Raw genomic sequence first — 12360 nt, forward strand, 5'->3', positions numbered from 1 at the left:
TCCAAAAATGTGCTGGAGCGGCTGAAGGCAGAGGAGAACGACATCAAAAAGGACGAATGGATGGACCTCTGCAGGGAATTGAAGGACGCGGGCGTACTCACCCAGAGCGACTTTGACTACACCAGGGCAGACGGCCACCTGATTCCCATTGGCTATTATAATGCGAATGGGACTTTTGTTAAGTACGACACGCCGCCTATGCTGGCCGAAAAGCTGCACACGCTTTCCGGAATGCCGCAAAGCTCCGCAGCCGGCAATTCGGAAGCCTGGCTGTCCGGCAGCGGCTGGACCGGCGATCCTCTGGAGTATCTGGACGCCTGGGTGTCCGCGCTGTATGACTGGAGAAGCGACATGGCCAGAGAGCGGGCGGCAGACGGTTCCCCCAAATTCGAGGATTTTTCACCGATCAACACCCAGATCAGCTCCTGTCAGAAGGTGTCTCATATCATAAAGGAACTGACGAAATTCTGATGCCGGCGCATGTCCTGCCGGTGCCTGGGCCTCCCATTGCGGCCTGTGAATGAGCAAATCTGAACATCCGGGCCTATCAAAATCAGAAAGGATGATTTCCATGATTCCAGCTGTGCGCTCTACGGTGCGCCCTGCATATTCCAGTTCCTGCCCGTCGTGGGCAGAAAACCGAAACGGCATTCTCATCCAGAGCTTCGCAGGCGAGCTCACCAAAGCCCAAATGGAACAGAGGGAAAAAGACATCGCCGATACAGCGGCGTTTATGGAAGAATACAGGAGGACCGGCGGGAAATATGAGATTACCCATGAGCAGCTGAAGACGCTGACCGAATCCTTTGACCCCAACGATATGACATACAGGGAATATATGACCTTTATTGACCACCTTTGCGAATACGGTATTCTGGACGAGGGCGATAAGGATTATGTTTCCTACAACGCCCTTGGCAAAGACAGCGACCTGGTACTGATTCCCCTGAAGTATGACATTCCCATTTGCACCTGGGGGCGTACCCGCAGCACGAAGTACACGAATTCCTTTTCATCCAGCGGGGGGAACATCCTGGACTGGGCCGGATATATGGCAGACGCTGAAACCTATAATACCCAAACACGGTCTTACGAAAAAACCAGAACCGCAGTCCTGTATGGAAAAATCCAGGATGTTCTCCTGAAAATGAAATACGGCGGATAGACAGGCGCCCCGCGGGTTCCGCCTGCGCCTTCGATGCAGGCCGGTGATGGGCGCGCATCCGGATTGCCGTCATACCAGGCGGGAAGGAGACGCTTATATGAAGTGGAGCAGACTCGCGAAAACAGCCGAACGAATATCCATCGCCCTGGGCTTTGTTCTCGTGATTGCCTATCAATCCAACGATTTCTGGTTTTGCTCAGGCTGGCTGGAGGCTTTGATTCCTCTGTCTGTGATTCGCAGGGTCATGATGTGCGACGCCGTTGTGTTGTCCGCAATATTGACTGCGTATTTTTTCGCATGGGCCCTGTACAGGCGGAAGGGCGCAAAATAACTGCCTGAAAAACCGGGGCAGGACGCCGCCGTGTGCTGAACGAAAGCGGTATTTCCATAAAAAATTTAAAAGAGCGCAGGACGTTTCTCCGGGCCCCCGTCCCCGGAACGACGCCCGCTGTGCTGACAATGCAAAAGCCGGCTGTACTCAGCCGGCTTTTGCTGCTGTCTGACGGGCCTTTCGGATTGCCGCGGAATTCTCCGCCAGGGTGCGGGCAGTATTTCTAAATATATGCTCAGCCGCGGTCCTGGTAACAATACCGGCAGGCCGTACTCAGTTCTCTTTTTCCATCATAATCTCCAGAATGGTCCGGTCCGTCTGCACCATGCCCGGCGTGCTGACCCGGCCCATATTCTGAATCGCCTGCTCCGGCGTCGCGCCGCAGATTCCGTCGCTGGCCTGGAGCACCACGCCGTCCATCGCCAGATAGGCGCACATCAGCGCGGCGTTGGAGGCCGTGGCCAGCTTCAGGGCGCAGCCGATTTTGCCGCCGTCGCAGACCATGCCGGTGAGGTTTCCGCTCATGTTGATGATGCCCCAGCCAATCTGCTCGTCCGTGCCGCCCATCAGCCAGATCATGGCGGCGCAGGCGGCCGTGGCGGCGGAAACGCCGCAGCCGCAGGTGGCGGACAGCTTCCCGGTGAAGAGCTTGATGTAGACGTTCAGCGTGTGGGAAAAGGCCAGGGCCTTGACCAGCCGCTCGTCGGAGGCCCCCAGGTGCCGGGCCATCTCCGTCACCGGGATGACGGCGGTCAGGCCGTGGTTTCCGCTTCCGGCGCTGCTCATGACGGCGTAGGGGCAGCCGCTCATCCGTCCCTCGGCGCTGCTGGCGACCCGGGTCATTGTGCGGCTGAACAGATTGTCTCCCATGCTGCCGGACTCGATCTGGCGCTTCAGCGCGCCGGCGATGCCGATGCCGGGGTTGTTCTCCAGCCCGAAGTCCGCCAGGCGCTGGTTCATCTCCGCGCCCTCCAGCATGAAGCGCAGTTCTTCCCCGGAGCACTGTTCCACGACGGCCTTGATCTCCGCCACGGTCATGGTCCTCAGCCGCGCGTGAATCTGGTCCTCCGCGGCGGCGGACCAGGGCTTTTCCAACAGGACCTCGTGGTTGCGCTTGGTCAGAATGATGTTGGAGTGGGTCCCCCGAATCTCGCTGACGCCGATTCCGGCGGTGGTGATGACCTCCGCCCGGGCGTAAAGCTGGGCTTCATCATGCTGAATCATCACCACCACATGGCAATCCTCCACCATCCGGATTGCCTGGACCGTGACGTCCTCATTGATATCCTCCAGCAGCTGAAGTCCCTTTTCCGGGTTGTGGAGGCAGGCGCCCAGGGCGGCGGCGTATTTCAGGCCCACCCGGGGAAAGCCGGGAATTCCCACGCTCATTCCGTTTTTATAGATGCCCGGATTGACCTCCATCTTGACGGAGACCACGTCTCCGCCAATGGCGCGGCAGGCGTCGGCGGCGGCCAGGGCCACGCAGACCGGCTCCGTACAGCCTAGGGCCGGGACCACCTCCTGGTGCAGCAGGGTCAGCAGCTCTTCCTTCGTAATCATATCCATATTCCTCCTTATATCTTCTATTTCGTCGTTTTCCGCTGCAAATTGATATAAGCAAATTTCATACCACCAAATTTTTCGACCGATTCACCCAAAACCCCCTTGCAAACCGGCTCCGGCTGTGATTAACTGGTTAAAGAAAATGGTTGAAGAGGGTGTGAGTATGACCGCTAAAAAGAAAATATCCGTCATCGCCCTGGACCCCAGGGCGGGAATCTCCTACCGTTCCGACATCGCCAGGCTCTTTGGAGAAGTAGCGGACATCTCCGTGTTCTCCATGCTGGACGGCAGCGCCTCCGGGGTCCTGGACCGGGCGGACCTGTTTGTGGCCTCCACCGACGCCTACGGCTCCCCAGAGGAGCTGATGCGCCACATCCCCATCGACAGCCAGACCATGGCCGTGGAAGTCTCCTTCCGCTGGAGCGAGCTGCGCAAGCTCAAGGAGCTCCCCGCGGGCAGCCGGGTGCTGTTCGTCAACATGACCCAGACCATGGCCCGGGAGGCCATTGCCCAATTGGAGCAGTTCGGCATCACGCACATCCACTGGATTCCCTTCTACCCCGGTGCGCCGGAGGTTCCGGGGGTCCGCATCGCCGTGACGCCGGACGAGCTTCGCTATGTTCCCCGGGGGATGGAAACGGTCATCGACCTGGGCCAGCGGGTCTGTACCTCCGGCATGATGATTGAGATTGCCCTCCGGCTGGGGCTGGAGTCCGTACTGGAGGGCCCCGCGTTTCAGGAGTACGCACAGAGCGTGGCCACCAGCAACTACAGCTTTGACCGGATGTTTGCCCGGTCCATCCGTCTGGAGAGCCAATTCCATATTTTAATGGAGAGCCTGGAGGACGGCGTGGTGGGCGTCAACGAGAAGGGGGAGATTTTCGCATGCAGCCGCCGGGCGGAGGAGATGGCCTGCGTCAGCGCCCCGCTGGTCCAGGGGAAGCGGTGTGAAGAGGTCTTTCCCTTTATTCCCTTCGTCCAGTGCCTGCAAAACCGACAGACCCTGCCCGCCAAGGCCGTTCGGGTCAACGGGGTCAACCTGAGCGTGGAGGTGGTCCCGGTCATCCGGCAGAACGCCTGCATCGGCGCCTTCGCCCTCCTCCAGCGGTTCAACGACGTGGAGGCCCGGCAGAACGAATTAAGGGGCCAGCTCTTCCACAAGGGCCTCTGCGCAAAGTACAGCTTTGCCGACGTGGTGGGCCGGTCGGAGGCCATCCGCAGAACCAGGGAGACCCTGGGGCGCATGGCGCTGAGCGAGAGCCCCGTCCTGCTCATCGGAGAGACCGGCACCGGAAAGGAGCTCTTTGCCCACGCGGTTCACCAGGCGTCTCACCGGTCGGACGGGCCTTTTGTGGCCATCAACGTGGCGGCGTTTCCGGAAAACCTGCTGGAAAGCGAGCTGTTTGGCTATGAGGAAGGGGCTTTTACCGGGGCAAAGAAGGGCGGGCGGCCCGGCCTCTTCGAGCTGGCCCACCGGGGAACCCTTTTCTTGGATGAGGTGGAGGGAATGAGTCCCGTCCTACAGATCAAGCTCCTCCGGGCCCTTCAGGAGCGGGAGGTCATGCGGGTGGGCGGCAACCGGATCATCCATGTGGACGTCCGCATTGTCGCCGCCACCAACGAGGCCCTGGAGCAAAAGGTCCGGGACGGAACCTTCCGGCGGGACCTTTACTACCGCCTGAATACCCTCCCCGCCATCATTCCGCCGCTGACGGAGCGGGGAGACGACATCTTCCTCCTGACCGAGCAGTTCCGCCGGGAGCTGGGCGGGTCCTTCCAGCTGACGGAACCGGTGCGGGAGTTCTTCCGCCGCCATTCCTGGCCGGGGAACATCCGGGAGCTGCGGAACGCGGTGGAATACTTCATCTATACCGGACATGAGCAAATCACCATGGAGGACCTGCCGCCCACGCTGCTTCTCTCCCAGGAGACGCCGCCCCGGGCCGCCCCTCCGGCCTCCCCGGGGGAAGCGGCCGCCTCCGACGCCTTCCGGTTCGTCCTGGGCCAGCTGTATGAGGCGTCCGAGGCCCGGAGCCCCATGGGGCGGGACAAGCTGCTGCAAAAGGCCCGGGAGGCCCACATGCCCCTCTCTCAGCATGAGATACGGACCATTCTCTCCGACATGGCGGAGAGGGGCCTTGCCCGCATCAGCCGGGGACGGGGCGGCAGTCAACTGACGCCGGCAGGCCGGGCCCTTTGGGAAAACGGTCAAAGATAAATTGTTTTAACCATTTCTATTGATTTAACCAATTGACGGCAGCGGATTCAGCCGCCGTCATGGAGGCCTCCGAAAAAATAACGGGACCGGTCTTGGTAATCTGCCAAAACCGGTCCCATTGATTTTGTCTGTTCTCCCAAAACACAGGGAATTTTCTCCGCTGGACCACAGGATTGTCTGTTTTGGCACGACTTTTGCTTTAATAGTCAGTCGAACCAACGCAAGCCGTTTTCAAATCTACAGAGAAAGGAACCCGAAGCGATGAAATACGACTTTGACCAAATCGTAGACCGGTCCGGGAATCTCTCCGCCAAGTACGACGAGCGGGAAAAGAAATTCGGAACCAGCGACGTGATTCCCCTGTGGGTCGCGGACATGGACTTCAAAACCGCGCAGCCCATCATTGACGCCCTGAAGGTCAGGGCGGAGGAGGGCATCTGGGGCTACACAGCCCGGCCCGACAGCTATTTCCAGGCTGTTCAGGACTGGCAGAAGCGCCGCAACGGCTGGAGCCCGGACACCTCTCTCATGAGCTTCTGCCTGGGCGTGGTCCAGACCCTCAGCGCCATGGTCCAGCTCTACACGCCCCAGGGGGGAACCGTACTGATTCAAACCCCGGTATACGGCGAGTTTTACGACATGACCGAGTTCGCCGGGCGGAGGGTGATTGAAAACCAGCTGGCGGAGCGGGACGGAGTCTGGACGGTGGACTGGCAGGATTTCGAGGCGAAACTCCAGGAGGCGGACCTGTTCCTGCTGTGCAGTCCCCACAACCCGGTGGGCATCGTCTGGCCTGAGGAGGACCTCCGCCGCATGATGGAGCTGTGTCTGAAATACCGTGTATGGGTGGTCAGCGACGAAATCCATTCGGACCTCATCTTCCACGGGAAGAAGCACATCCCCACCGCCTCCCTCTCCCCTGAGATTGCCGCCAATGTGGTCACCGGCATTTCCGCCACCAAGACCTTCAACCTGGCGGGCCTCCAGGCCAGCACGGTGGTGTTCCCCAACCGGCACATGAAGGAGAACTTCGACCGTTTCTGGATGAATATGGATATCCACCGGAACAACGCCTTTTCCGTCACCGCCATGGAGACGGCTTTCCGGCAGGGGGAAGAGTGGCTGGACCAGCTGCTGCCCTACCTCTCGGACAATTTCGACTTTGTGGTGAACTACTGTAAGCGGCACATCCCCCAAATCAAGACCTATGCCCCCGACGCCACCTATCTCATGTGGCTGGACTGCCGGGACCTGGGTCTGAGCAACCGGGAGCTTCACGACTTCATGATTCAAAAGGCCCGGCTGGGTCTGAATGACGGCTGCGCCTTCGGGAGAAGCCTGAACGGCTACATGCGGCTCAACGCCGCCTGTCCCAGAAGCGTGCTGGAGCGGGCCCTTCATCAGCTGGAGGCCGCCGTCAACAGTCTGTAACTCCCTTCCCCGGCGGAGATTTAGATAGAGACCTGAGAAACAAGAAATGGAGATGTGATTATGGCGACTCAAATGAAAAAGCAGTCCCTTTGGCAGCAGTACAAGACCCCCATCCTCCTTCTTGGCGGCATCGCCGCCGGTTCAATCATCGGCATCGTCTCCCCCGGCCTGGGCCAGACCCTGAAGCCCATCGGCGATATCTTCCTGAATCTGCTCTTCACCATTGTGGTGCCCCTGGTCTTTGTGTCCATTGCCTGCGCCGTGGGCAGCATGGCCAACATGAACCGCCTGGGGAAGATTCTGGGCGGCACCGTGGCCGTCTTCCTGGGCACGGGAGCCTTTGCCGCCGCCTGTGTGCTGATCTGGGTGAATCTCTTCAGCCCCTCCGCCGGAACGAACATCCAGCTGGCCGCCGCCGAGGTGGGAGAGGCTCAGACCGCCGCGGAGATGATTGTGGGGTCCCTGACCGTCAGCGACTTCCCGGACCTCTGGAGCAAGTCCCACATGCTGCCCCTCATCATCTTCGCCATCATCACCGGCTTCTGCGTGGCCTCCTGCGGCGGAGAGAACAGCCCCGTGGGAAAGCTGCTGACCAACCTCAACGACATCATCATGAAGTTCGTGGGGGTTATTATGACCATCGCCCCCCTGGGTCTGGGCGCGTACTTCGCCAACCTCGTCGGTGAGTTCGGCCCCCAGCTCCTCAGCGACTATGGCCGTTCCATGGTGGTCTACTATCCCCTGTGCCTGCTGTATGTGGTCATCTTCTTCCCCCTGTACGCCCTGTTCGCCGGGGGCAGGGCCGGTCTCAGCCGGATGCTGAAGCACATCTTCACCCCCGCCGTCACCGCCTTCGCCACCCAGAGCTCCGCCGCCACCCTGCCGGTGAATAAGGAGGCCTGCGACGCCATCGGCGTGCCCAAGGACGTCAGCGACCTGGTGCTGCCCATGGGCTGCACCATGCACATGGACGGCTCCGTCCTCAGTTCCATCGTGAAGATTGCCTTCCTGTTCGGCATTTTTGATATGCCCTTCTCCGGCGCGGGCACCTATGCCATGTCCATTGCCGTGGCCATTCTCAGCGCCTTCGTCCTCTCCGGCGCGCCTGGCGGCGGACTGGTGGGGGAGATGCTGATTGTCAGCATGTTCGGTTTCCCGACGGAGGCCTTCCCCCTCATCGCCACTCTGGGGTTCCTGTTTGACCCCGCCGCCACCTGCCTCAACGCCGCCGGCGACACCATCGCCTCCATGATGGTCACCCGTCTGGTGGAGGGCAGGGACTGGCTCAGCAAAACCCGCTCCGCCGGTGAGAGGACTTGATTGTACGGTTATTCTTTTGTAAAGGAGATATTGACATGAACGTATTGGAAACCAGCAAAGCACCCGGGGCCATCGGCCCCTATTCCCAGGGCTATGAGGTGAACGGATTCATCTTCACCTCCGGCCAGATCCCCGTAAACCCCGCCGGCGGCACGGTTCCCGCGGGCATCTCGGCCCAGGCGGAGCAGAGCTGCAAAAATGTGGGCGCCATTCTGGAATCCGCCGGAACCGGCTTCGATCGGGTCTTCAGGACCACCTGCTTCCTGGCGGACATGGGAGACTTCGCCGCCTTCAACGAGGTCTACGCCCGGTATTTCACCTCTAAGCCGGCCCGCTCCTGCGTGGCGGTGAAGGAGCTCCCCAAGGGCGTCCTGTGCGAGATTGAAGCAATTGCCGTCAAATAAATCAATCATCAACTACCATTTGAAAAGGAGAATATCATCATGAAAATCACTGTTATTGGAAGCCACCTGTGCCCCGACACCCTGTATGCGCTGAACCGCCTCAGCGAGGCGAAGGCGGAAATTGACTTCAAGAACCTGTCCGCCAGCCTGCCGGACCTGAAGGTGTATCTGGAACTGCGGCAGAACAGCCCCGCCTATGCCGACATCCGGGAGAACGGCGGCATCGGAATTCCCTGCTTCGTCCTGGAGGACGGCACGGCCACCCGTGATCTGGACGCGGTCCTGAAGTAAGTTGACAAAGGCCTCCGCTTTTCGGGCAGCACCGGCCGAAAAGCGGAGGACTTCGCGTTCAAACCAAATCGCGCCGTATTTCCCTGTTTTTTCCGGGGCATAGCGTCTCGCCTGATAAGCCGGGGCGTTCTTTTCCTGGCCGCCGTCTTTCCCGGCCCGGAATCCGGCGCAGCGAATCCGAGCTGTCAGGTTTCCCGCTCCAGGCGGGCCTTGATCTGCCGGGAAAGGTACTCAGAAACCCGGAAGGCCGTTGTGCTTATCTCACGGCTCATCGTTGTGCCTCTGTTTTTCTTCAGATTGCAGCATTCGGCCAGCAGGTTCGGAAGGTGCTCGCCGGCAGTCTGGCCCGCCGCCTCTCTGGCGTCACAGACCTGCGTGTGGAGGCTGATGGGCGCCTGAGAACCTGTATTCATAGCCGGGGGATGTTGGATGGACGAGGATTTTCCCCGTCAGACAAGAAGATCTTTCGCGCCCGCGGCAATCCTGACGGATTGCAAGGGAACCCGACGCGGTATGGCGGGGAAAAGACCGTTCAGACAGCGTTCAATGGTTGTGAATACAGATTCTGAGTGCAGAGCTTCTTTTTTGCTCTATACTGCCGTTTTCCTTCCTGTTTGTTGTAACAACAGTATAGCTGGAAAGCATTGGGACAGCTATTACCAAGACTGCCGAAGAATGTCGAACAGATGAAACGTAAGCAATAATGGAGAGGGATGCCCCTTTGAAGCGAAAAAACTTCCCTGGAGCGGCCGAATCCATCGGACAGCTTCAGGGGAGGCAGATTTTTCTTTCTATTTGGTGGGTGGAGAGGTTGAGTCACGCCTTCTTCTAAAAACTTCCAAAGCAGCCGATTTTGCATCCCTGGTGCGTTATTTTTATTTTACAAACCCATATTTTCCTAATCTTTCTATATTGTTCTTGCTTTATAGGAAAACTCGCTATCTTTGCGCAAAAATCCCGCACCGAAGTGCGGGATTTTTGCTTGCATCTCGTTTGCCAACGAAACTTGGCGGAGCGGGTGGGATTCGAACCCCCGGCCTTCTGGTCCGTAGCTTGTCTGGGGAATGGCGGCAGCCTCTTTCAACCTTGTTTGGCACTGTTTGTTCAGCTGATAGAGTCCCTTTTTTACCATCCGCCCCGTTGGTTCCGCAAAGAAATTTCCTGTTCTGAGTCAAGTTATGGGTCAAACAGCCCGGCAGGGAACAGGAGGCCCTCCCTCCTACTCCCATTCCGGCAGCACATTCCGCCGCAGGCTGGCATAGGCCAGCAGGACATACACCCCGTAAATCAGAAAGAACAGCGCCAGCGTCTCTGCCGCGATGACCAGGGGATGGCTGGCCCCCGTCATGATCCCCGGCTCCGCAAGACCGCCCATGTGCAGCAGGAAGGGCACGGCCACCAGCACCGGCGGCAGGGCGGGCAGAGCGTAGTAGATGGCCAGCTGCCGCGTCAGGGTCCGCTCCATGTCCTGGCGGTCCATGCCCAGCTTCCTGAGAAGCTCAAACTGCCGCCGGAGCCGGTCTGTCTCGCTGAGCTGCTGGACGGTGAGGATGGCGGCGGCGGTCATGGTCAGGGCCATGGCCAGGTAGAACAGGGGGAACACCACCAAGGCCGTCATGGAGGCGGCCTCCGCCAGGTCGGCGGTTTTGCAGTAGAGCAGCAGGTCGAAGTCCCCCAGAGACATGGCTCCGCTTCCCATGGGCCCCATATTCCGCAGCTGAGTGCACAGTTCCTCGTACTGAGTTTCGGTTACAGGGTCCTCTGTCAGAACGGCGAAAATCGTGTGGCTTACCGGCCGGGCCTCCGCCGCCTCGTCCGGGACCACCAGGAGAAAGCCCTGGCCATTGACATTATAAAGATACTGGGCGAGGAGCTCCGTATGGAGTCCGCCCGGAGCCAGCTCCTGCCCGCCCAGGATCAAAGACTGGTTCCAGTTCCGCAGGGCCGCCGCCACATAGGGCTCGCAGTGGATGAGATACCGGTCTGGTTCCAGGGTCACGGGCGCGTAGCCCAGCATCTCCCGCAAAGCCATATAGTCACTCCAGCGCATGAGAATGTCGGTGTCATAGTAAGTGTAGTATTCTGAGTTTTCCGACACGTAATCCGTCACCGCCGCCGTCTCCGCCCGATAGAGGGGATACTCCCGGGAGGCCCGGAGAGGAAGGGCAGACTTTACATAGTCCACAAACCCGGTGAACTCCGGCTTTTCCGGGTCCCCCGTGCTGGCGAGGAAGTCAAAGCAGGCGTTCCGCTCCGCCCGGTTCTCAAAGAGCCTCTGGAAGATCATGCCGGACCCCTCCGCGATGAGGGTGGCGGTGAACAGCATGGAGACGGTGGCCATCACCACACCCATGGTGGACAGCTTGGCGGAGAGGGTCCGGAACACCAGCAGGGTCTGGCCCCGGTACTTCTTTGCCTCGTGGCGCGCAAAGTAGGCGGGCACGCCGGAGGAAAAGCTGGCGAAGAAGCCATAGAGAAAGGCGATGACAAGAGCCGTTCCCACAATGCCGGGAACCAGGTCCCCCACCATCAGCAGCAGCGTTCCGAGCACGCCCAGGAGAATGGACACGGTGAAGAGCCGCCGCCGGCCTCTGCCGCTTTGCAGCACCGCTTCCTCATTCTGCCGGTCAAGGGCCATGAGGCCGCAGATCTTCATCCGCCGGATGCGCCTGCGGCACCGCAGCTGGGCAAAGAGATAGATCAGGAGAAAATAGACCAGGGTCAGCCCCGCCGCCGCAGGGGAGAGGGCAAAGCTGAGGCGGTAGGGCTTCCCGAACAGAGACAGCACCACGGCCCAGAGAAGCTGAAACAGCAGATCACCCAACGCCAGTCCCAGCACCAGCGCCGCGGCCCCTGCCGCCAGGTTCTCCAGGAGGAACAGCCGGGCAACCTGACCGTTCTCCAGGCCGATGAGGAGATAGGTCCCCAGCTCCCGGCTCCGGCGGGAGAGCATGAAACGGGTGGTGTAGCTCACCAGCCACCCGAAGATACACACCACCACCGCGCTGGCCAGGGGAATGGTCACGTTGAGAGAAGCCATCCGGGAGGACAGCTCCCGAACGCCCGGAGAGAAGGCCAGGGCGTTAAAGGCGTACAGCAGCGCCGCCGCCATGACCACCGTGACGAAGTAGACCAGATAGTCCTTTGCCTGCCGCTTGGCGTTGCGCAGGGAGAGCTCAGATAACGTCACTGACGTCACCCCCCAGTGCGGCCAGCACATCCAGAATCTCGTGGTAGAACACAGGCCGTCCCCGTTCTCCCCGCAAGAGTTCATTGAATACACGGCCGTCCTTCAGAAACAGCACCCGCTTGGCATAGCTGGCGCTGTAGGCGTCGTGGGTGACCATGAGGATAGTGGCCCCCATATCCCGGTTCATGGCGGTCATGATTTCCAGCAGATTCTTGGACGCCTTGGAGTCCAGGGCCCCGGTGGGCTCGTCCGCCAGCAGCAGGGACTGCCCCGCCACCATTGCCCGGGCGACAGCAGTGCGCTGCTTCTGGCCCCCGGAAACCTGATAGGGGAATTTTTCAAGGATGTCGTCGATGCCCAGTTTTCCAGCCATTTCCCGCACCCGGTTTTGCACCGTTCCGGGGTCCTGGTGATTCAGGGAGAGGGCCAGGCCGATGTTTTCCTCAA

At 59.9% G+C, this 12360-nt stretch carries 12 protein-coding genes; 8 read left to right on the plus strand and 4 right to left on the minus strand.

Annotated elements, in window-relative coordinates; all coding sequences use genetic code 11:
- The 3 genes from Q0063_RS13200 to Q0063_RS13210 form a co-directional block, all read left to right on the plus strand.
- The coding region (locus Q0063_RS13200; RefSeq protein WP_297872434.1) for a hypothetical protein at nt 1–471 on the plus strand (471 nt) is incomplete at its 5' end.
- A 49-nt stretch (nt 472–520) separates the two neighbouring features.
- Nucleotides 521–1165: a hypothetical protein gene (locus Q0063_RS13205; RefSeq protein ID WP_297872435.1), complete on the plus strand. Its 645-nt coding sequence runs from the start codon at nt 521–523 to the stop codon at nt 1163–1165.
- A gap of 97 nt (nt 1166–1262) precedes the next feature.
- Nucleotides 1263–1496 carry a hypothetical protein gene (locus Q0063_RS13210; RefSeq protein WP_297872436.1) on the plus strand — a complete coding sequence of 78 codons (234 nt, stop codon included), beginning with the start codon at nt 1263–1265 and terminating at the stop codon, nt 1494–1496.
- A gap of 273 nt (nt 1497–1769) precedes the next feature.
- Here Q0063_RS13210 and Q0063_RS13215 read toward each other — a convergent pair whose 3' ends face one another.
- The gene (locus Q0063_RS13215) at nt 1770–3056 is read right to left on the minus strand and encodes a serine dehydratase subunit alpha family protein (protein ID WP_297872437.1); all 1287 of its coding nucleotides are present in this window, start codon (nt 3054–3056) and stop codon (nt 1770–1772) included.
- A 166-nt stretch (nt 3057–3222) separates the two neighbouring features.
- On the opposite strand from Q0063_RS13215, the gene Q0063_RS13220 reads away from it, so the two are divergent.
- The 5 genes from Q0063_RS13220 (at nt 3223) to Q0063_RS13240 (ending at nt 8723) form a co-directional block, all read left to right on the plus strand.
- Nucleotides 3223–5277 carry a sigma-54-dependent Fis family transcriptional regulator gene (locus tag Q0063_RS13220; RefSeq protein ID WP_297872438.1) on the plus strand — a complete coding sequence of 685 codons (2055 nt, stop codon included), beginning with the start codon at nt 3223–3225 and terminating at the stop codon, nt 5275–5277.
- A gap of 261 nt (nt 5278–5538) precedes the next feature.
- Nucleotides 5539–6708 carry a MalY/PatB family protein gene (locus Q0063_RS13225; RefSeq protein ID WP_297872439.1) on the plus strand — a complete coding sequence of 390 codons (1170 nt, stop codon included), beginning with the start codon at nt 5539–5541 and terminating at the stop codon, nt 6706–6708.
- Nucleotides 6709–6768: 60 nt separating this feature from the next.
- Nucleotides 6769–8028, plus strand: coding sequence for a dicarboxylate/amino acid:cation symporter (locus Q0063_RS13230; RefSeq protein WP_367180386.1), 1260 nt, complete (start codon nt 6769–6771; stop codon nt 8026–8028).
- Nucleotides 8029–8063: 35 nt separating this feature from the next.
- Complete coding sequence (locus tag Q0063_RS13235; protein ID WP_297872440.1) at nt 8064–8432, plus strand: RidA family protein; 369 nt, start codon at nt 8064–8066, stop codon at nt 8430–8432.
- A gap of 39 nt (nt 8433–8471) precedes the next feature.
- Nucleotides 8472–8723 carry a glutaredoxin gene (locus Q0063_RS13240; protein ID WP_297872441.1) on the plus strand — a complete coding sequence of 84 codons (252 nt, stop codon included), beginning with the start codon at nt 8472–8474 and terminating at the stop codon, nt 8721–8723.
- A gap of 185 nt (nt 8724–8908) precedes the next feature.
- Here the strand turns inward: Q0063_RS13240 and Q0063_RS13245 are convergent, their stop codons facing one another.
- From Q0063_RS13245 to Q0063_RS13255, 3 genes are all read right to left on the minus strand, one after another.
- Nucleotides 8909–9136, minus strand: coding sequence for a hypothetical protein (locus Q0063_RS13245; protein ID WP_297872442.1), 228 nt, complete (start codon nt 9134–9136; stop codon nt 8909–8911).
- Nucleotides 9137–9942: 806 nt separating this feature from the next.
- Complete coding sequence (locus Q0063_RS13250) at nt 9943–11913, minus strand: FtsX-like permease family protein (protein WP_297872443.1); 1971 nt, start codon at nt 11911–11913, stop codon at nt 9943–9945.
- Nucleotides 11900–12360: ABC transporter ATP-binding protein (locus Q0063_RS13255; protein WP_297872444.1), on the minus strand; the 461-nt coding region annotated here is incomplete at its 5' end. The genes Q0063_RS13250 and Q0063_RS13255, both read right to left, overlap by 14 nt.

Origin of the sequence: uncultured Oscillibacter sp. (assembly GCF_947654275.1) — a bacterium.
Taxonomy (GTDB): domain Bacteria; phylum Bacillota; class Clostridia; order Oscillospirales; family Oscillospiraceae; genus Oscillibacter.